General features: G+C 57.7%; 16 protein-coding genes and 2 pseudogenes. 6 read left to right on the forward strand and 12 right to left on the reverse strand.

Annotation, left to right across the window (positions count from 1 at the left end; genetic code table 11):
* Positions 1-2: 2 nt before the first annotated feature.
* Positions 3-2000 (forward strand): hypothetical protein, encoded by a 1998-nt coding sequence (locus ACOAP0_RS08805; protein ID WP_498374827.1) that lies wholly within the window; start codon positions 3-5, stop codon positions 1998-2000.
* Positions 2001-2071: 71 nt separating this feature from the next.
* Here the strand turns inward: ACOAP0_RS08805 and ACOAP0_RS08810 are convergent, their stop codons facing one another.
* The 7 genes from ACOAP0_RS08810 to glnK form a co-directional block, all read right to left on the reverse strand.
* Complete coding sequence (locus tag ACOAP0_RS08810; protein ID WP_498374828.1) at positions 2072-2821, reverse strand: FecR family protein; 750 nt, start codon at positions 2819-2821, stop codon at positions 2072-2074.
* Positions 2822-2891: 70 nt separating this feature from the next.
* The gene (glcF, locus tag ACOAP0_RS08815) at positions 2892-4127 is read right to left on the reverse strand and encodes a glycolate oxidase subunit GlcF (protein ID WP_498374829.1); all 1236 of its coding nucleotides are present in this window, start codon (positions 4125-4127) and stop codon (positions 2892-2894) included.
* 1 nt (position 4128) lies between these two features.
* The gene (gene glcE / locus ACOAP0_RS08820) at positions 4129-5283 is read right to left on the reverse strand and encodes a glycolate oxidase subunit GlcE (protein WP_498374830.1); all 1155 of its coding nucleotides are present in this window, start codon (positions 5281-5283) and stop codon (positions 4129-4131) included.
* 105 nt (positions 5284-5388) lie between these two features.
* Positions 5389-6300 carry an SMP-30/gluconolactonase/LRE family protein gene (locus ACOAP0_RS08825; RefSeq protein WP_498374831.1) on the reverse strand — a complete coding sequence of 304 codons (912 nt, stop codon included), beginning with the start codon at positions 6298-6300 and terminating at the stop codon, positions 5389-5391.
* On the reverse strand, positions 6297-7175 hold the full coding sequence (locus tag ACOAP0_RS08830; RefSeq protein WP_498374832.1) for an aldose 1-epimerase: 879 nt from the start codon (positions 7173-7175) through the stop codon (positions 6297-6299). The genes ACOAP0_RS08825 and ACOAP0_RS08830 overlap by 4 nt, the downstream gene beginning before the upstream one ends.
* A 149-nt stretch (positions 7176-7324) precedes the next feature.
* Complete coding sequence (locus ACOAP0_RS08835; protein ID WP_087495550.1) at positions 7325-8839, reverse strand: ammonium transporter; 1515 nt, start codon at positions 8837-8839, stop codon at positions 7325-7327.
* A 13-nt stretch (positions 8840-8852) separates the two neighbouring features.
* The gene (gene glnK / locus ACOAP0_RS08840) at positions 8853-9191 is read right to left on the reverse strand and encodes a P-II family nitrogen regulator (RefSeq protein ID WP_087495551.1); all 339 of its coding nucleotides are present in this window, start codon (positions 9189-9191) and stop codon (positions 8853-8855) included.
* A 248-nt stretch (positions 9192-9439) separates the two neighbouring features.
* Between glnK and ACOAP0_RS08845 the strand changes: the two are divergent.
* Positions 9440-10519 (forward strand): annotated as a pseudogene (locus tag ACOAP0_RS08845) (YifB family Mg chelatase-like AAA ATPase); the annotation flags it as partial.
* A 200-nt stretch (positions 10520-10719) separates the two neighbouring features.
* Positions 10720-11817: a hypothetical protein gene (locus tag ACOAP0_RS08850; RefSeq protein WP_498374833.1), complete on the forward strand. Its 1098-nt coding sequence runs from the start codon at positions 10720-10722 to the stop codon at positions 11815-11817.
* Between the two features lie 28 nt (positions 11818-11845).
* On the opposite strand, the pseudogene ACOAP0_RS08855 reads toward ACOAP0_RS08850, so the two are convergent.
* Positions 11846-11985, reverse strand: a pseudogene (locus tag ACOAP0_RS08855) (hypothetical protein); the annotation flags it as partial.
* A gap of 131 nt (positions 11986-12116) precedes the next feature.
* Here ACOAP0_RS08855 and ACOAP0_RS08860 point away from each other — a divergent pair.
* Positions 12117-12728: a hypothetical protein gene (locus ACOAP0_RS08860; RefSeq protein WP_498374834.1), complete on the forward strand. Its 612-nt coding sequence runs from the start codon at positions 12117-12119 to the stop codon at positions 12726-12728.
* Here ACOAP0_RS08860 and ACOAP0_RS08865 read toward each other — a convergent pair whose 3' ends face one another.
* Positions 12729-13520 carry a metallophosphoesterase gene (locus ACOAP0_RS08865; RefSeq protein WP_498374836.1) on the reverse strand — a complete coding sequence of 264 codons (792 nt, stop codon included), beginning with the start codon at positions 13518-13520 and terminating at the stop codon, positions 12729-12731.
* Between the two features lie 483 nt (positions 13521-14003).
* Complete coding sequence (locus ACOAP0_RS08870; RefSeq protein WP_498374837.1) at positions 14004-14621, reverse strand: hypothetical protein; 618 nt, start codon at positions 14619-14621, stop codon at positions 14004-14006.
* Positions 14622-14772: 151 nt separating this feature from the next.
* Here ACOAP0_RS08870 and ACOAP0_RS08875 point away from each other — a divergent pair, with 151 nt between their 5' ends.
* Together ACOAP0_RS08875 and ACOAP0_RS08880 are read left to right on the forward strand one after the other, a co-directional pair.
* Positions 14773-17724 (forward strand): Tn3 family transposase, encoded by a 2952-nt coding sequence (locus ACOAP0_RS08875; RefSeq protein WP_498377765.1) that lies wholly within the window; start codon positions 14773-14775, stop codon positions 17722-17724.
* Positions 17725-17969: 245 nt separating this feature from the next.
* A complete protein-coding gene (locus ACOAP0_RS08880) occupies positions 17970-18695 on the forward strand; it encodes a hypothetical protein (RefSeq protein WP_498377764.1) in 726 nt (241 codons plus the stop codon).
* A 111-nt stretch (positions 18696-18806) separates the two neighbouring features.
* On the opposite strand, the gene ACOAP0_RS08885 is transcribed toward ACOAP0_RS08880, so the two are convergent.
* On the reverse strand, positions 18807-19133 hold the full coding sequence (locus tag ACOAP0_RS08885) for a KfrB domain-containing protein (protein ID WP_498377763.1): 327 nt from the start codon (positions 19131-19133) through the stop codon (positions 18807-18809).
* Positions 19126-19833, reverse strand: coding sequence for a hypothetical protein (locus ACOAP0_RS08890; protein WP_498377761.1), 708 nt, complete (start codon positions 19831-19833; stop codon positions 19126-19128). Before ACOAP0_RS08890 ends, ACOAP0_RS08885 begins: the two co-directional genes overlap by 8 nt.
* Positions 19834-19839 lie beyond the last annotated feature (6 nt).

Here is a 19839-nt window from a genome sequence, read left to right on the forward strand (position 1 = left end):
TCATGCCGACACTCAACGCCCGTCTCCCCCTCGTCTGCGCAGCCTTCGTGCTGGGCACTTTGCTTTCAGCCTGCGGCGGAGGCGGCAGTGGCAGCAGCTCGGGCGGAGATGTTGATCCGACCTCCAAGGTCACCGCAGCCACCACTGGACCAGATAGCTTTCTCCTTTTTCCAAATCCCCAACGTCAGAGCAACAGTACGCTGCAGGTCGACTCGGTTGCCTATGCAAACGCCTACTACGCAGCCATTGACCCCAACAACGAACGCGACACCCTGGCGAAGTTCAAGGCCAAGAATGGTTTCGGCACTGCTGGCGCGGGCATCACGGAAGAGACCATCATCATCGGAGACCAGCGTGACCTCGGGTACGGCAGGAAGATGACAGCCCGCAGGGACAGCAACACCGGAAACATTGCCTTCGTGGTGGAAAACTACATGGTTGGCGGCTACGGGGGCTACTCCACCTTCAGTTTGCAAGCAGCCATTGTGGGCGAAAACAAGTGGCACCTTGGCACCAATGCCATTGAATTCAGTGTGGTGGAAAGTGGAGCGTCCAACCCTACACCCAATGCGATCAAGTTCGTCAAACTCTACACCTACGACCCCATTACCGGCGCACGACTCACTGCAGCCAACCTGGACGGACGTGGCAACAAAGCCCTGCCCACGATCTGCATTTCTTGCCACGGCGGACGAGGTGATCCACTGACACCCAGCGGGCTGTTTCCCCGTATTAGCAACTCCGCATCCGGTGCGCGGGGGGACGTTGGCGCACAGCTCCATGCGTTTGAGCCCGCGTCATTCGATTTTTCCACTCTGTCCGGCTACACACGGGCTGCATTGGAGGGAAAAATCAAAACCATCAACCAGATGGTGCTCTGCGGCCACAACCTACCTAACGGAACGGCAACACCTACTGGCTTTGCAGAGGACACCTGCAGGCGCGTAGCCAACCCCAACGAATACCAAGGTGCTGCGGCGGCCCACCTGAAAAACATTTACGGAGGCAATGGCCTGCCCAACGCGAGCAGCGAAACCACGGACAGCTATGTACCCACCAGTTGGACCGCCGCCGGCCAAGTGGATTTGTACAAAAAGACGGTGACACAGGCGTGCCGTGTATGCCACGGCATCCGGGGAACCGGCAACCAGTCCGACATCAATTTCGAAGATTTCACTGCGTTTGACGGCTATGCGGACCGCATCAGGGCCCACGTGGTGGACCGTGGCAACATGCCCTTGGCCAAGCTGGTGTACGACAAGCACTGGAGCACTCCGGACATGTACAACACCATGGCCAACTACCTCAGCACCAAAGGATTCTCCGGCGGGGCCATCAAACCGGGGCGCGCCGTCGCAGACCCCGGCCCCGACCGGGTCGTCAAGACCCTGACGCCAGCCCTGTCCGCAGGTATGAGCTTGTTTTCCACCAGCTACAGCTGGACCGTTACCTCCGTGCCGGGCGGTCAGACGGCCAGCTTGAGTAGCAGTACCGCAGCGAACCCGACGCTGACTGTCAGCGGCCCGGGCACCTACACCGTTCAGCTGGTCACCGCCAACGCCACCAGTACCAGCACCGCCAAAACACTAACCCTCGAGGTGAACCCCGCACTGGCATGGGACCCCGCAGCCTTGCGCTTCAACCCCGACATACGGACCGTCTTGCAGCAGGGAATCAATGGCAATTGCATCTCCTGCCATGTCAGCGGCCAGAACATCAGCACTACCTCCGGCGTTCCACCCATCTATTACGACGACTTCGACCGTGCGGGGACCGGAAATGGCGCAGACGCCACCAACCGCAGCTGGCTCTATACCGAGGTGCGCGGACGCATCAATTTCACAGACATCGTCGCCAGCCCCCTGCTGCGCAAGCCCTCCGGCAACCACCACAACGGCGGACTTCGCACTGGATTCAACACCTCAGCGGCAGTTGGCGACGCTGCACGCACAGACTACGACAAGTTTGTGGCCTGGATACTCAACGGAGCCCCGGAATAGGCATTGCCAAAAAGCAAAGGGAGCTTAGGCTTCCTTTGCTTTCGCTACTATTTTTATAGCTGCTTGTGCAATCAATACGAGCGCCGGGGGCCGCTATAGCTATCCTTCGAGAAAACGAAGGGACTGGTCCGGCCCACTAGTGTCTCTATCAGTGCCAACTCCTGATCGGTGTGATTCACAAACGGGGCGCTGCGGATGTTTTTGCCTTTGCCACCATCTTTGACGATGTACAGCGGGCGGTCATGGTGACGCGATACGACTTCCTCACGGCTTTCCGGATCGTCATTGGCTTGGACCACGGTTGACCCGTAGCAGGTGCAGAAATAGGTGAGGTCCGGATCGGACTCAATATAAAACCCGGTTCCCCGGATGCCGATGGTGGAGGCCGATGTCTTGACCGACATCGGGGAATTGCGCGACACAGAGAGCAGCTTGCCCGTCAACATCCGCAAGCCGCCAATCACATACCCCGTCACAGATGTATCCGGTACGGTGCTCGGAGACTCAATCTCCAGCTTGCTGTCACCTCGCAGAATCATGGCGTGAGTATTCACCACGAAAATCGCTTCGCTGCTCTTGCCCGTCTGCACCGTATCTCCGGGCTTGATGGTTGTGCTTAGAGTCGCGGGAATGTTATTCACCCGTACATCACCGGTGATTCCATAGATGGATTGACCGGGTGGCAATTTTGCCGGCTTGCTACCAAAAATGTTGAGGCCTTGCGCCATGGCTTGCGGCAACGCCGCACCGAACCATCCAGCCGCGAGAGCCCGCACCAGCCATTGACGGCGTGGATCGTCGATGTCGTCGTGTGAATTCATAAGCACCCTGAATTGGTTGAAAACCAGGCGCCTCTTGTCGGGGCGCTAGCGTGCATTATGAAAGCAAGGACTAGCCGATGGAAGTCAATGCTGCGTCCAATACCTCGATCCAGTGACGGACTGCGGCTTCAGTACCACTTTGCAAGTGGCTGATGCAGCCGATATTGGCGCTGATGATGACCTCGTGGGCCGCAGGTGCTAGGTGGCCCAGCTTGCGGTCACGAAGCTGGTAGGAAATTTCAGGGTTCAGCACCGAATACGTGCCGGCTGACCCACAACAGAGGTGCGCCTCGTTGGCCGCTACCCGCACGGCAAATCCCAATGCGTCCATGTGCGTCTCAACGCCACCCCTGAGCTTCTGGCCGTGCTGCAAGGTACAGGGCGGGTGGAACACCAAGGCAGGCGTGTCAGCGCCGAGCTGCAGGCGTGGTTTCAACACGGGCACGAGTTCCGGCAATAGCTCGCTCAAATCCTTGGTCAACGCGCTGATGCGGGCGGCCTTCTCTGCGTAGGCGGGGTCATCACGCAGGATGTGGCCATAGTCTTTCACCGTGGCACCGCATCCGGAAGCATTCATCACCAAAGTGTCCACGCCTTGCTCGACGTAGGGCCACCAGGCATCGATATTGGCGCGCATGTGGGCTTTGCCGCCGTCCTGGTCATTCAGGTGGAATTTCACCGCACCGCAGCAACCGGCGGCGGGGGCTACGACAGGCTGTATGCCTGCCGCATCCAGCACGCGTGCGGTGGCGCTGTTGATGTTGGGCGACATGGCGGGCTGCACGCAACCGGCCAGCATCAAGGCTTTGCGCGCATGGGGCCGCGCGGGCCAGGCGCCTGCATCCTGCGGCACCGGCACCTTGTTTTTCAGGGTCTGGGGCAAGAGCGGACGCACCAGCTGGCCCAGCTTCATCGCCGGCCCGAACAGGGGGGACGGCAGGCCTTCCTTGAGAGCCCAACGAAGGGCTTTTTCGCCAGCGGGGCGGGGCACTTTGGCATCCACCAGTTTGCGGCCAATGTCCACCAGATGCCCGTAGTCCACACCGCTGGGGCAGGTGCTTTCGCAGTTGCGGCAGGTCAGGCAGCGGTCCAGGTGCATCTGGGTTGCGCGGGTGGGTTCTTGCCCCTCCAACACCTGTTTCATCAGGTAAATGCGGCCGCGTGGCCCATCCAGCTCGTCGCCCAGCAATTGGTAGGTAGGGCAGGTCGCGGTGCAAAAGCCGCAGTGCACACATTTGCGAAGAATGGCTTCTGCGGCCTGGCCATCGGCGGTATTCTGGTATTCGGGGGCGAGGTGGGTTTGCATGTCAGAAGTCGGAGTAGAGGCGACCGGGGTTGAAAATGCCGGCCGGGTCGAATGCAGCCTTCAAGCGCTTGAGCAAAGCGCCCTGCCCCGCAGATTGCGAATGATTTTGGCACTTGGCGCCCGTAGTATCTGCGCCAGCAGCTACAAAAACAGTAGCATTTCCGCCCGCAGCTTTGGCGGCCGCCTGCAAGCGTGCGCCTGCCTGCAAGGGCGCCCAGAGCCAACGCAGGCCGCCATGCCATTCCACCAGCTGGGGCCAGGGCAGGTCCAGCACCGGCGCAGTCTGGGCGACCGACAGGCGCCACAGCACGTAGTCGGCTTGGCCTCCAGCGGTGAAGAAAGGGAGCTTCTGGTCGCGGCACAAGGCCCAATCTGCAGCCGCTTGCGCAGTGTCCATACGCTCCCCGGGCACCTCTTTCAGCATGCGAGCGCACGCCGCTTCCACAGCAGCTGCAGCACCCCGCAGCCGGACAAACAACAGATCCCGCCCCGCCTGCCCTGCTGATGCGTCATGCACCCAGCAACTGGCATTCAAGGGCAAGGGCTCGCCGCCCCAGCGGTGCAAGTGCTCGAGTGCGTCCGCCTGCGGCAGGGGGAACACCAAAGTCGCCTCACTGGGCGCAAGCGGCAGCACCTTGAGGGAGACCTCGGTGATCAAACCCAGCGTGCCCATGGCGCCTGCCATGAGTCGCGACACGTCGTAACCCGCCACATTCTTCATGACCTGGCCCCCGAAGGTGAGCAGCTCGCCTTGCCCGTTGATGAGCTTGAGACCCAGCACATAGTCACGCACACTGCCCACGCTGGCGCGGGCCGGGCCGGCCAGCCCGCTGGCCACCATACCCCCGACGGTGGCTTGGCTGGCACTGCCGGACCATCCGAAGTGCGGCGGCTCGAAGGGCAGGCACTGCCCTTGAGCGAGCAAAAGATTTTCGAGCTCTGACAAAGGCGTGCCTGCAGCTACGGTGACCACCAGCTCGCTGGGAGCGTAGTCCACCACACCGGTCAAACCGCGGGTGTCCAACAAAGCTGCGGGTTGCAAACAGCCAACAAAGTCTTTGCTGCCACCACCACGGATCTGCAGCGGCGTGCGCTGCGCAGCGGCTTGGCGGATCTGGTCAACGAAGGGCTGAAGGGCGTCGAGCGATTGGGACATGGCGGCAATGGTAAGCGGCCGCTCCTGCCCCTTGTGTGAATTTTTTGAATGCAAAAGCGCCGGAAATTTGCGCCCCGCGTTGGCAGAGCACGACTTGCCAGCCGCTCAATCCGCGAAAAAATGTACCGGCAGGCCGGCCACATCGACCCGCATGAAGTACACCGCTCCCGACAGGGGAAACTGCGCCAGCTCGGCCGCACTGCGGCCATGGCGCGCAGTGGTGATGTACAGCGTTTTTAGATCTTCGCCCCCGAAGCAAGGCATGGTCGGGCACTGCGCAGGTGTCTCCCAGCTATCTAGCAAGCTGCCATCAGCCGCGAATTTGCAAATGCGCCGCCCCTCGAACATTGCGGCGTAGTAATTGCCCTCCACATCCACGGCGGCACCGTCGGGGCGGCCGGCATAGGCCGTGTTTTCGAACGTCCATCCAGCGGGTTTGGGGTCATAAGTACGCCAAACCCGGTGTGCGCTCAGGAGGTTGGACGCGAGGTCATAGTCCCAGGCGTGGGTGAGGTGGTTGGGCGTATCCGACCAAAACACGGTGCGGTTGTCGGGGCTCCATGCCAGGCCGTTGGCGGTCAACGCATCACCGGCATGGCGCTGCACCGTGGCGCTGCCGGTGCGGCAGTCCACCGAAAAAAGCTCTGCAGCACGGCCCGCCTTGGGTTCGTCGATGGTGCCTACCCAGAAACGGCCCAGTGCATCGCACTTGCCATCGTTGGCACGAATCACTGCCGTGTCATAGGGCAAGGTGGCAATGCGCTCAAGCTCGCCGCCCCACTCCTGCGCGCGGAACACCCCATCGCGCAGGGCGATGACCAAACCACCCTTGGCAGCCGGTGCAATGCAACCGGGCTCGCTGGGCATGTCCCAACGCTGCACAAAGCCCATGTAAATATTGGCACGCAAAATTGCCTTGCCGGGAATATCCACCCAATACAGTTGCTGCTCCGTTGGATGCCAGAACGGGGATTCACCCAGTTCAAACACGTCGTCGCTCAGGGCCTGCCAGCTCATGCCTGCACCTCTTCAGTAGAACGCACTTCTACCCGCATGCTGCAACTGAAGCTTTCACCCGGCTGCAAGGTGACGACGCCCAGGCTCTCTGCGCTGGCGCCGGTGGCACCCATCAGGTTCAGCGCGTTGTTCACATGGCTTACCGGCTCCACGGCGATGTTGTCGCGCTCTGGCGTGGTGAACACCACCAGGCGGCTGAGCGCAGATCGCACGGTGACCTGCAGTTGGCTGTCCTTGAGCGTGAGCACACCATCCCAGCCGTCAAAACAATGGTCCACCGTCAATGCGGCAGTCGGCTGAATCAGCCCGGCATGAGGCTCACGATGGGTAGGTAGTTTGTCGGCCGCCATTTCCCAGCGGCCACTGGCGGCGAACCGCACTGTCGCGTCGGCACGCTTAACGAAGTAGGGGTGCCAGCCCAGCCCCACCGGCGCGGGGGTCCGGCTCTGGTTGGTCACGCTCAGGCTCATTTCCAGGGCGCCGTCTTCGAGTTTGAATACTTGCGAGCAGTCAAAGTCAAACGGCCAGGCGGCGTCTGCCTTATGTTCCATAGCCAGCAAAGCAAAGCTCTCCGTGCTCTCCAACACCGTCCAGGGCCGCTCCCAGCCGATGCCATGGATGGTATGGGGTTCGGGGTCAAAGTTTTTCACCAACGGGTGGCTGGTGCCGGACCATTGCAGCTGCCCATAGCCGATGCGGTTGGAAAATGGCACGAGCGGAAAGCTTGCTGACTGGCGCACGCTCGTGAGCTCTGTGCCCGGGGTAGACCGCATCACCGGAACCTCATACATCCACATGCCGGCAATGGAGCCGCCGAGTTCGGGGCAGATGTCGCAGCGCAAAGGTCCGTGGCGCAGGGTCAGGGGCGTACTCATAGAGGGATTCCGTTTTGAAGGGTGAATGCAACAGCGTGGCATTGTGCACCGCCCGGACACAAAAAAGCCCGGCAACCTCGCGGTTACCGGGCTCAAGTCTCAAGAAGAAACTGGTTCGAAACTGCAGCGCAGTGCGCTGCGTTCAGTGCTTAGCGGTTGTAAGCAGTTTCACCGTGACTGGAGATGTCCAGACCTTCGCGCTCTTCTTCTTCAGAGACGCGCAGACCGATCACCAAGTCCACCAACTTGAATGCGATGAATGCCACGACTGCAGACCACACGATGGTGACCAACACGCCTTGCAACTGGATCCACACTTGGCTGCCGATGGAATATTCAGCGCCGACTGCGTTAGCAACGTAGTCGTACACACCCGTACCGCCCAAAGAAGGTGCAGCGAACACACCGGTCAACAAAGCGCCGACGATACCGCCAACACCGTGCACACCGAACACGTCCAGAGAGTCATCAGCACCCAGCAGGCGCTTCAGACCGTTCACACCCCACAGGCAGGCAAAGCCGCCGATCAGGCCGATCGCGATGGAACCCATGGGGCCCACGAAACCGCAAGCAGGAGTGATAGCAACCAGGCCAGCCACTGCACCGGAGGCAGCGCCCAACATGGAGGCCTTGCCGCGGGACAAAGCTTCACCGGTAATCCAGGCCAAGGTGGCAGCAGCAGTTGCCAACAAGGTGTTGATGAAGGCCAGAGCAGTCAGGCCGTTGGCTTCGAGGTTGGAGCCGGCGTTGAAACCGAACCAGCCGAACCACAGCATGGCAGCGCCCACCATGGTCAATGTCAGGCTGTGAGGAGCCATGGGTTCCTTGCCGTAACCGATACGCTTGCCCACCACGTAGGCACCGACCAAGCCGGCAACCGCTGCGTTGATGTGCACCACAGTGCCGCCAGCGAAGTCCAGTGCGCCCTTGGCCCACAGGTAGCCCGCAGCCGCCACCACTTTTTCCAGGGAGGCAGCGTCAGTGATCGCATCAGGGCCGGCCCAGTACCAGACCATGTGAGCCATGGGCAGGTAGCTGAAAGTGAACCACAGCACGCAGAAAGCCAGCACGGCAGAGAACTTGATGCGCTCGGCGAATGCACCCACGATCAGTGCGCAAGTGATGGCGGCGAATGTGGCTTGGAAAGCGACGAATGTCAGCTCCGGAATCACCACACCTTTGCTGAAGGTAGCGGCCACCGAGTCCACGGTGATGCCCTTGAGGAACAGCTTGTCGAAAGTACCGAAGAAGGCACCGTCACCGCCGAAAGCCAAGGTGTATCCGTAGACAGCCCACAGCACATAGATAAGTGCGGTCACTACGAACACTTGCATCAGCACGGACAGCATGTTCTTGCTGCGGACCAGACCGCCGTAGAACAAAGCCAAGCCGGGAACTGTCATGAACAGAACCAGCGCAGTGGAGATAGTCATCCAGGCGGTGTCGCCCTTGTTGGGAACGGGGGCAGGTGCAGCAGCAGGTGCCGCTTCAGCAGCGGCAGGAGCAGCTGCGGGGGCTGCTGCAGGTGCAGCGGCTTCAGGAGCGGAGGCAGTGGCCGCGGGCGCATCAGCTGCGGGAGCGGCGGTTTGGGCCAGGGCGAATGTTCCTGCTGTCAGCAGGCTCATGCCGAGCGCCAGCGTGGCGAGAAGTTTTTTCATGTTCATGCTCTCTTTCTTTTTACAGCGCTTCTTTGCCGGTTTCACCGGTACGGATACGCACCACTTGTTCCAAGTCGTAGACAAAAATCTTGCCGTCACCGATCTTGCCGGTACGGGCTGCACCCTCAACAGCCTCGATCACGCGCTCCACCAGAGCGTCGTCAATCGCTGCTTCAATCTTGACCTTGGGAAGAAAGTCCACCACGTACTCTGCACCGCGGTACAGCTCTGTGTGTCCCTTTTGACGGCCGAAGCCTTTGACTTCGGTCACGGTAATGCCTTGCACGCCCATGCCGGACAAGGCTTCGCGCACCTCATCGAGCTTGAACGGTTTAATGATGGCCGTCACGAGTTTCATGTGTTCACCTCAGCTTGATAGTTGATTACAGAGTCCGGGCCTGGTCGCAAGTCTTGCCAGGTTTCAGGAGCTAGGGTCGATAAAGCAGAAGCCGTGCCAAGTTGCCTGAATGCTTGCATTAGCAAAAATCCCCACCTATTAGGCGGGCTTACGCTAAGATACCTGTATAAAACCACAGCATGCACTGCTTTAGTGCAGAGTCGCGCAATGCACCGAGTTATTGCGCACCTTTTTGGGAAATCAGGGTTATGAGCTTGTCTTTGGTGCAAAGTCGCGCCTTATTGGGGCTGGAAGCGGTGCAAGTGACGGTCGAGGTGCATCTGGCGAACGGTTTGCCGAGCTTCACCCTGGTCGGTCTGGCGGATGTGGAAGTCAAAGAGGCCCGCGAGCGGGTGCGCTGTGCCATCCAGAACAGTGGTCTGGAGTTCCCGAACAACAAGCGGATCACCGTGAACCTTGCTCCAGCCGACCTGCCCAAAGATTCCGGGCGACTGGATTTGCCGATTGCGCTGGGCATTCTGGCGGCGAGCGGGCAGATCGATGCCGGTGCACTGGCAGGTTTTGAATTTGCGGGGGAGTTGTCACTGTCCGGTGAATTGCGCGCTGTGCGGGGCGCCTTGGCCATGGCACTGGCTTTGCGCAAGACCACCGCCCGCCCGCAATTGGTGTTGCCGCCCGGCAATGCCGAAGAGGCCGCGCTGGTACCCGACTCCAGGGTCATCCGTGCGAGGCATTTGCTGGATGTGGTGCACCACTTTGCGCCGGGCGGCCAAGCCAAGGATGCCGATGGCACTCCCTTGGAGCAGGACCCCGAAGGCTGGGTACGGGTAGAAGCAGCTGCTCCTCAGCGCGCCAACATCGGCCCGGACCTCGCTGATGTCAAAGGGCAGGTAGCCGCCAAACGTGCCTTGGAGATTGCTGCTGCTGGAGGCCATAGCCTCCTTTTGGTTGGCCCACCAGGCTCCGGAAAATCCATGTTGGCGCAGCGGTTTGCTAATCTTTTGCCGGATCTGGATACCGATGAGGCCTTGGAGAGTGCCGCCATTGGTAGCTTGTGTGGACGGTTTGACATGCAACGCTGGGGGCAGCGACCCACCTGCAGCCCGCACCACTCCGCCAGCGCCGTGGCCCTGGTGGGCGGGGGCTCACCTCCACGACCCGGTGAAATCTCGTTGGCGCACCACGGTGTCCTGTTTCTGGATGAACTCCCGGAGTTTCCACGCCCTGCCTTGGAGGCGCTGCGGGAACCACTCGAAACTGGCACCATCACCATTGCTCGGGCGGCCCGGCGCGCCGAGTTTCCGGCGCGATTTCAATTGATCGCAGCTTTTGTGAGAAATCTCCTGTTGCGGGGAGAAAGCCGAAGAACCAATAGATCAGCATGGGCGAGGTTTGCGTTCTAAGCAAAAAACTGCATGAGAAGTTTTTACCTCCCCCGAATGGGGGATATGCATGGGCATAACTTCATGATCAAATTAAAAGTAGCTGGCTATTGCCGGTGATAAGCAAAAAATCAAGGGGAGGCAACATGCGCACAAAACTTCTTGTCAGCCTGTTCACAATCATTATTGGAGGATGGGTAGCTCCGACATATGCGGGAGGGCTTACTGCAGCGGTGGCAAGTTGTACGGCTCAGTCCAGAGTCTCAGCCACATCAATACCCGGCGACATTGCGACTGCTGTGGTGCGTTCCCTTTTGGGTACGGCAATCGATGTTGTAGTGACTTATCTTGACAACCCTAAAGTGTCAACTTTCGAGGTCATATTGCCCGTCGAATCAATCAATGATCTTGCATCTGTACCGAGCTCAGCCTATGGAAATGCAAGTTTGAACGGGAAGAAGTGTTTATATGTGAGTTCCATGCCACTCGGCAAAGAGATGGAACCAAACAAGGATGCCTTCTACGCAAAAATCTTTTTTGTGGCGGCGACGGCAACAGGTAGCGAAGGCCAAAAGACTATGCGGCCAGTTGTGCTTGAATGGAAATATCCAGCATTTCTTGAACCCTCATGTCCGGTATTTCGGACTTGTTCACGTCGTGATGTTGCCGTCTCACTTGCCTTCCTATCACCCGCCACAACCATAAAAGGACGAACAGTTGCGTCTGAGCCAATCGGCTTTGCTGTAGTTAATGCAACCGCAGAAGAGATTCAAGACGTATTGCGACCGACTGACAATGGAGCGGGGTATGCGCTACCTTGGTTTTCTCTGGGTGAAGCCAAAGGACCAATGAATATTCAGTTCACTCTCGTAGAAACATCACAGCCCAATGCCTTCACTACTGCACTGGCCAATGCCATTACTGCGCAGAAATCGGCCATTCAGGATACCGTTGATAACAGATTGAAGGGGGTTTCTGCGCAGGTGGAAGCTGAGGCAAAACAAAAAAATGTAACCACGGCCAAAACAGCTTTTGACACTTACAAGGCTGCATATGACACCGCAACGGCAACGGCCCAAGCATTTGCATCCGCTAGCAATGAGCAAAAAAATGTATTACGGGCTCAATATGCGATCCAACGAGAAGCGGCGCACTTGACAGAAATTCTTGCAGAAGCTGCTTTTAAACAAGCCAACTTGGATTGGCCCAATGGAGGGCTTGGAGCGCTTCCTCCCAAGTTGTAGTCTCCTGTTTGAAGTTTTGCGAGAACGATCATCCTCTTGGTCGCTCGGCGGACGAGGCGTCGAGTTGCAATGGGTTATTCACCCAAAGGGGGGGAAAGCCGGAGGCCGATAGTCCAGGGCTGAATGAGGTCTTCGGGCGTTGTAGTAGGCCAGGAGTGCAGGCAAGCTGGCCACCGCCTTGGCCACTGAGCTGGCAATGGTGCCGCGCACTAGACCCACCCGGGAAGAGCTGAAGGACTTCAAGTGAAGCAATCCATGGGTGCTCGGTATGCTACTCAAAAACTCACGGAGGTACTGAAATGAACAGCGTGTCCACTGCTCTTGGAATGGTGATGGCACTTTGCCTCGCCTTCACAGCGAAAACCATCTACGACTACTCCGGGTGGAAATGGAAAGTGAGGCCTTGGGTACCATTTGGTTTGGGGTTCTTGCTGTTGTGCATATTTGTCTTGCTATCCTGGCATCTAGACCAATCCAACTCCGTTGCTCAGAGGGCGTTGGAACGTTCCGTTGAACGCAATGACACCAATGCAATTACAACAATTGCTGCAGCAATTCAGGGGCAGCAATGGGAGTTGAAGTTAATTGAGCTGATTGGCATCCCCCTCGCCGTCTCATTGCTTACAACCGCTCTTTCAAACAAGGTTGATCACGAGTATGGGGCCAAGCTTCTCGAGTTTGAGAAATATCGCGATGAACTCGCGGCGTTGGCCGAGGAAATTAAAGGCCTTGAAACTGAGCTGATTGCCGCGCTAGAAAGTGGACTCCGCGGCAAAGAATTGATCAGTCGCTGGCAGCATGTATGTTTTCTCAATCGCAGACTAATTCTCAAGTTGGACAGAAAGAAGACATTTGAGCCATTGATTAACTCGAATTTGGTACGTGACTTGGATGACAGTTATCCAGTGTGACTAGACCTCGACCAGCCACCCCGACCTGAACCCCTCGTTCTCCTGCCCACCCCGCCGGTGCGCATACCCCCGCGGATTGCACACCACCCTGGTTCCATTCACCACGTAGTCCATGCTGGAGTGCACATGCCCGTGCACCCATAGCTTGGCCTTGCCCATCAGATGCCCCAAATCTGACACAAACGCCGGCGACAGCGGATCGCCCAGATACTGAGCTGGCACCGAGTTCGGGTGCGGCCCATGGTGCGTCACCACCACAGTGGATTCTGGACCGCCCCTGGCCAACTCCCGCTCCAGCCAAGCCAGGCTTTCCTGGTGCCGCACCTGCGTCAGCTCCGGCACCAGGGTTCCCGGGTTCACCCAGTCCATCCCCTGCGGGATGTCCTGTTGTTGAACATGGATCCACCGATAGTCATTCAGCCAGGACTGCGCTGCTTGCATCGCACTAGGTTGGCGCTGTTCGCCGTACAGCATGAAGTCCGTCCAAAGGCTGCAGCCCAGAAAGCGGAGACCGTTGTATTCGAGCACCTGGTTCTCCAAGAAGGCGATGTCCAACTTCGTGGCCTGCTCATGCAGCTCATCCAGAAGTCCGCCCCAGGAGTGCTCGTAGAACTCATGGTTGCCGGCGACGTAGATGATGGGCTTGTCCGGGAAGGACTCCCGTGCCCAGCGCAGGCCGCGGGTTCCTTCGTCGATGTCGCCGGCCAGCACAACCAGATCAGCATCCCGATCGATGCACTGGCCATCCTGCTCCAGGGCCATGGCCGCCACATCCAAGTGCAGATCGGACAAGATCAGGAGCTTCAGGGCGGTTGCCCGGGATTCGGCGGCCGACCGCTCGCTTTGATCGAGGCTGGTGTCGGACGAAAGATTCTGTTCGTTGCTCATTCTGGGCTCCTGGTTCTATTGAGGGGGAGGAGCCCGGGGACGCCGTCAGGGGATCAGGTTCGGCGGGGTGAAGGGAAATCCGGGCTCCAGGGGGAAGTGACTGTCGAGCGACAAATTCGTTCGGGCACGACCATGGTGGAGCAGCGGACTATTGAAGAAGCATGGGCGCGCGCAACCCGTGAGTTGAGAGGCAACTCATAGGGGGAAACGTAGGCAGCGTGGCTCATGAGATACGACAGATTTGAAGGGACAGGATAGCGGGAACGGCTGGCCCGCGCAACCGGATGAATAGGCGATATCGGTTATCGCATTCAACTCGGCTAATGATTACCGAAGACCAGCGTCTTCCAAATCGTGAGAACACAGGACAACTACCCCAAAGGGCAATTAAGCTTGAACCAAACTCCTCATTAAGGCTTCGAGCTCCTGTTCAACCTTCATCTTTCGATTGATGATGTTGTTGATTTTGTAGAGGAAGTAGGCAATCGGGATCAGGAAAGCCGCCCCAACCAGCCAGTCAGTGGCCGCCTTTGGCCAAGGCAGCGAACCCACCGCAAGGATGGCAAAGAAGAGTACCGGCGGAATTCCAATCACTCGGAAGAAATCCTTGAGATACGTTGCATCATTTGCTCCAAGGGACTTGCAGAGATCGGGTTTAGTGTCCCAGCTGCCGGTGGTGTCATTTTTGATCATGGCAATTCGCCAAGTTTCCGCAGTTGCCGGGCCTGCATAAAAGACTGTCACCTGGTGGCCGGTTCGAACCGGTACCCTCAACTCCCCGAAATCAATGGCTCGTTCCTTCCCGTCGGCATCCCGCAACCACACCTCGTGCTCAGTGTGCACTTCGGAGTACACCTGGCCAGGCACCACAACGTTGGCGCCGACGGCCGCTTTGCCTTGGTGGACCGTCGTGTGTCTGGTCTTGTTGCTGTCCAGCACCTCTCCTGTGAAGATCCCGACGTCCAGAGTTTCGCCATTGGACAGCTTGAAAGACTTCTTGTTCATGAATTGATTTTCCGTTTTAGGGGGTAATCTAGGTTTGCGTGCAAATTGTCGCGCTTTCTACCAAGGGTAAACCCTTGGTTTTCTTGCCCTCGATTTAGCATCCCCTCGCCAGTTATAGTGTTCGGCAATTGCAACCCCACAGGGAGATGCTTTGGCCGGATTTCATTTGCGATTCGTCGGCTCCAAGGAGCTTCCAAAATCCCTGTCGGACTTTGATGTCGAACAGTCTTTCAAGCTGAGCTCTGGGGACATCTCGGCAATCCGCGACCGCTTCCGGACGGACCGCAGGCTTGGGGCAGCCGTTCAGCTCGTGGTGCTCCGAGCAACCGGTCGAGTCCTCGACCGTGCGACCTACCTCCCACGCACCCTGCTCAAGTCGTTGTGTCACTCACTTGGTTTGAGTGAAACAGCTATAGGCTCACTGAAGACCATCTACAAGCGAGTCGCCACCCTTTACGACCATCAAAAATGGGCCCGCGAAGCAGCAGGAATCAGCGATGTTGATGACGCTGATTTGGCCGAATTGGCAATAGCGCTGGCCGAGCTGACGAAGACGGCAGCTTCTGTGGATGACTTGGTTCAGGCTGCAGAGCGATGGTTATTTGATCGCCGTTTTCTTCTTTCTTCAGACCGGGTTTTACGTGATCTTGCTCGCAATGCATTTGCCTCCACAGAGGCCTTGGCCATGGCGGGAATCAAGAAGGAAATTCCTACTCCCGTACGCAAGCACATGGTTTCCGCAGTGTTCTCACCACGCCGCGGGCGCACGGGCGGCACCATGCTGGAATGGCTCAAGACACCACCAGGTAAACATAGCCCAACCACCCTGACTGAAGTCTCAGAAAAGATCACCTATCTCAAGACGCTTGAAGTCGACAAGTGGCCGCTCAGTCACATATCCACCGCGCGTATGCGCGCTTATGCCCAGGCAGTTGCGAACCGTCCGCCTTTTGACACCAGACGCCTAAGCGATGACACCCAGATGCTGGAGGTCACATGCTTCTTGCGAGTCACCTTGCTGGATCTCACCGACACCCTGATGTATTTGACCGGACGCCGTGTGAACGATTTGGTACGGCATGCCTCTGGGCGGGTCCTCAGCAAGCAGGCGCGTACCGCAGTCGAATACCGGCAGCAGCGGGATGAAATGCGATTGATCATCCATGCGGAAGGAACCACTTCCGACGAGAAAATCGAAGCCCTCAAGAAGCTCATACCCAACGACGAGTCCGCTGCCGCAATTGGTCACGCCGCGCTGGTTCGCCAGTCTCTGATTGACGACACTACCAAGGTGACCTCCCTGCTGAATGTCTTCTCCGATTTGGAGATCAAGGGGGATTTGGCACAAAAGCCGCTCAAACAAGTAACGGCCCTCAAGGAACTCGAAGCCAAAGGCATCAAGGAGCTTCCTGCGGATTTTGATGTGAGCATTGTCGACCCGAGCTGGCACGATCTGCTCAATGACAAAGACCGAAGCAAGGCATTCGCCGCGTTGAAGGCGGCAACCATGCTGGCAGTTCGCCATGGTTTTCGCAGTTCCCGGCTTTGGGTCGACCACAGCTGGGACTACCGCAACCGAGAAGATTTGCTCATCCCTCCGGCGCAATGGAAGAAAGATCGACTGCGCTTGATCAGTGCGTTGAGCCTGAATGCTGATCCAGAAAAATTCCTCACCCGACTCTACGCCCACCTGGAGGTCGCCCTGCAAGCCCTGTCCGAAGCGGTGGAGGCTGGTGAAGTCAGTATTGACGACAGTGGCCTGGTGCATTTGCCCCAGATGGAGGCGTTGGCACAGGACCAGGCCATTGACGCGAGCCGGAATGCGATGTTTTCCAGCATCGGGGAGGTTCAGATCGGCGACATCATTGTAGAAATGGACGCCGCCACCGGATTTAGCGAAGTTCTGCTGGGCCGACGCGCAAAGTCCACCCAGGAACTGGTCTCTTGCTACGCGGCACTGCTGGCGCACGGTACGGAGAACGATGCCAAAGGTGTGGCAGCGATGATTCCAGGCGTCGAAGTCGCTCATATTTCTGCGGCGATGCGCTCCCTGGAGGCGCATGGGCGCCTGCGTCGGGCCAACGACCGTGTTGTGGAGTTCCAGCGCCAGCACGCCATCACGGCCAATTGGGGCTCGGGTACCAAGGCGTCTTCGGACATGATGGCGCTGGACGCTTCCCGGCACCTGTACAACTCCAGAACCGACCCCCGGCGTCGCACCAGGGCCATTGGTCTTTATACCCACGTCCTGGATGTCTACGGGGTTGCCCATGACGAACCTATCGTCCACAACGAACGGCAAGGGTCAGTGGCAGTCAGCGGAGTTGAGGAATACAACGCAATGCAGACCGATGAACGCATGCGGTTGTCTTTGTTGGCGGTTGACACCCATGGCTACACATTCGTCGCGATGACCTTTAGCAAGTTTCTGGGTTTTGATTTGTGTCCCCAGATGCGGGATCTCGCGGAACGTCGGCTTTACTTGCCACGGTCAATCAAGATACCCGAGAACTTGGAGCGTATCGCGCTCACGAATGTGTCTGAGCGTGCGATTCACAAGGGGTGGGATGAGTTGCTACGCCTCGTTGCCTCGATTCGCAGCGGTCTGGTGACCCCCAAAGAACTGCTCGAAAAGATGGGCTCGTCGGCCCAAGGCGATCCCACCCACAAGGCGGCTGACCAATTGGGCCGCCTGCTGCGCACGCTGTTTTTGTGTGACTACTTCAGCAACCCTGAGTTTCGGCGTGAAATACATACCTTGCTAAACCGTGGGGAGTCCGTGCACCAGTTGCAACGGGCTATCTATTTCGGCCGGCTGGCTGCGGAGCGCGGACGCCGGCGGGACGAAATCCGGGCGGTTTCTGGCTCACACGCGCTATTGACCAATTTGGTGATTGCCTGGAACACCATGAAGATGCAGCAAGTCGTCGATCGCTGGCGCAAGGAAAAGTACCCTATTGAAGATCTTTGGTTGCGCCGCATGGGACCAGTCCACTTCGGGCACATCAATTTTCGTGGGCTGATGGCGTTTGGCGTGGAACGCTATGCCGATGCTTTGTTGGATCAGCCACCCCAAAAACGCAGGGCCAGTGGTGGTGCTTAATTTTTAGGCGTTTCTGATTTACGTGCAAATTGTAGCGGTTTGAAAAACTAAACCTATATAAATCAATGACTTACAAGGCACTCAAATTTTAAGCGTTACTGATTTGCGTGCAAATTGTAGCGGTTAGCCCTTTTTAGCTGTTCGTCGCAGGGATCCCCAATTCGAGGGAAACTGGGCACTTCTGCCCCGCGTTTAGGCAGTTATTTTTGACCCACAACAACAGCATTTGTCTGTTTATTGAACACATGACCTTTGTACTCAACATCCTGCACAAGGACTATTCCTTGCTTGCCGCCGACCGTAGAGGGAAGTCAGATGGGCCAGTCAGCATGTCCGCCGGGGGCATTTCCATCACCACGACAGGGAACACCATCATCGACGGTGTTCAGAAAATCTACCTGAGCAAGAACGCAAACCAGGCCGTTGGGATTGCGGGCATCGTTGGTGACCATGGCTACCTGGGAGCATTTGCCGATGTGAGCGATGGCCAGACCGCGTTGGAGTGCGTGAGCGATTTTGTCCATTTGGCATTCGACTTTGATGCCCGAGACCGGATGCTCAATGGCGAGGCGTTGATGGAAAACCAGTCCATCGTGACATTCTTTGACCCGGACAAAGGCGCATTTTTCTCCAGCCTATACCTGTTCACCCCATTCACCCACGCTGTGCAGCTCTATGCCAGACGGGCCAACGCCAGTCCCATGCTGCTTCACGTCGGTAGCGGCAGCAATAACTTTGAAAAAGCCGTTGGACTGGAGGAAATCAACAGTTTCGTGAAGCGGCTGGCCGAAGGGCTGGACTTGGAGGAACGATTGACCTGGTTTGACCAGGCGTTTGCCAAGGTCAGCGCCATTGATACCGGCTGCAGCTCGTCCTATGAAGCTGTCATTGCCACCCGGGACGCGCCTCAATTCACCTCTTTGCGCAGCAGCAACCAAATTTCCATTGTGCCCGCTCCACCGCGCAACTGAGACATCACATTTTTTGCTGGATTCATGTGCGCGCGTTAAATTAAATGTGCGCATAAAGCCTTGTATGTCACCAACGGATCTTGCCAAGAACAATCTTGGCCAGGGCCGGCGCTATCGGGCGGGAAACTTCTTCAATGCATGGGACAGGATGTCTCGCACATGGGCCACCCCGCCACCGTGGAGCGAGTCATCATCCAAGATGGAACCCCGGCCGTCTCTGTACCTGATGGTCGTTTTTGGGTGATTCAGCTCCGGAATACTGTTCAGCTCATCCAATTTGTGAATGGTGTAGTTTCTTCGGCCAATTTTCTGAAGTGCATGGTGCTCTGACATTTTCAGGACCGGGCCGCAGTATTGGCGCTCAGCCAAGACTTCCTCCAGTTCACCCTGTGAGGCAGTTACCCAGGCCACCATGTCATCCAATGAAGGCTCAGTCATCACCAACATTGGCCTGGAATTTGGCGATAGCCTGCATCATGGCGCGACTCGTTTTGCCCAGGTTCAATAGCGTCTGTTTGTGGTCCGGGACCGGTTGCGTGTTGTCGTTCAAGTACTGTTGAAGTGCACCACAGTAGTCCGAAAACTCATCCTCCATGGCTTCCAGTAGCCCCGCAACCTCCTTGTGAAGATCTGCAGAAATCAACTCAAGGTTGAAGAAGGATGCACTGAACTCCCCAAAATTGGTGGTGCCTGCCGCCCAAAACTTCTTGGTGTCTTCGGCGGACGAAGTCGTTGATGGAAGCGTACTGGACAAAGAGATGACGAACTTCACAAAGGGCTCTATGGCCACCGGAGAGACGACTTTACGTAGCCAGAAATCGTCGCTAATGGACTGTTTTCTCGCTCGTTGATCTTTGGCTCGGTTGTACTTGTACGCCAACCCACTCAAGATCAATGCCGCAATGCTCGTAATAAGCGATGGGAGCGTCAGTAATCCCTTTTCCCACCAAGCCTCATCTGGTTTGCACATCAGCACGACAGCGGACGTTGGCCCAGTAGCCACTTCGCAAGGCATCCCCACCACTAACGTAGTGGACTTGGTTTGTTCAACGGATTGAGGAGCGGAACCGGCAGTCGATGGCGCCTGGGCCGTCGAAGAAGCGGCTTGCTTAGGAGCACCGGCCTGGGGCGATGTCACCAACCA

The organism is Curvibacter sp. Hmag1.1 (genome assembly GCF_059769165.1).

Excerpts from the sequence above, each read along its gene's own strand:
- ACOAP0_RS08805 (WP_498374827.1), top strand. The coding sequence starts at position 3 with ATGCCGACACTCAACGCCCGTCTCCCCCTCGTCTGCGCAGCCTTCGTG.
- ACOAP0_RS08810 (WP_498374828.1), bottom strand. The coding sequence starts at position 2,821 with ATGAATTCACACGACGACATCGACGATCCACGCCGTCAATGGCTGGTG.
- glcF (WP_498374829.1), bottom strand. The coding sequence starts at position 4,127 with ATGCAAACCCACCTCGCCCCCGAATACCAGAATACCGCCGATGGCCAG.
- glcE (WP_498374830.1), bottom strand. The coding sequence starts at position 5,283 with ATGTCCCAATCGCTCGACGCCCTTCAGCCCTTCGTTGACCAGATCCGC.
- ACOAP0_RS08825 (WP_498374831.1), bottom strand. The coding sequence starts at position 6,300 with ATGAGCTGGCAGGCCCTGAGCGACGACGTGTTTGAACTGGGTGAATCC.
- ACOAP0_RS08830 (WP_498374832.1), bottom strand. The coding sequence starts at position 7,175 with ATGAGTACGCCCCTGACCCTGCGCCACGGACCTTTGCGCTGCGACATC.
- ACOAP0_RS08835 (WP_087495550.1), bottom strand. The coding sequence starts at position 8,839 with ATGAACATGAAAAAACTTCTCGCCACGCTGGCGCTCGGCATGAGCCTG.
- glnK (WP_087495551.1), bottom strand. The coding sequence starts at position 9,191 with ATGAAACTCGTGACGGCCATCATTAAACCGTTCAAGCTCGATGAGGTG.
- ACOAP0_RS08850 (WP_498374833.1), top strand. The coding sequence starts at position 10,720 with ATGCGCACAAAACTTCTTGTCAGCCTGTTCACAATCATTATTGGAGGA.
- ACOAP0_RS08860 (WP_498374834.1), top strand. The coding sequence starts at position 12,117 with ATGAACAGCGTGTCCACTGCTCTTGGAATGGTGATGGCACTTTGCCTC.
- ACOAP0_RS08870 (WP_498374837.1), bottom strand. The coding sequence starts at position 14,621 with ATGAACAAGAAGTCTTTCAAGCTGTCCAATGGCGAAACTCTGGACGTC.
- ACOAP0_RS08880 (WP_498377764.1), top strand. The coding sequence starts at position 17,970 with ATGACCTTTGTACTCAACATCCTGCACAAGGACTATTCCTTGCTTGCC.
- ACOAP0_RS08885 (WP_498377763.1), bottom strand. The coding sequence starts at position 19,133 with ATGACTGAGCCTTCATTGGATGACATGGTGGCCTGGGTAACTGCCTCA.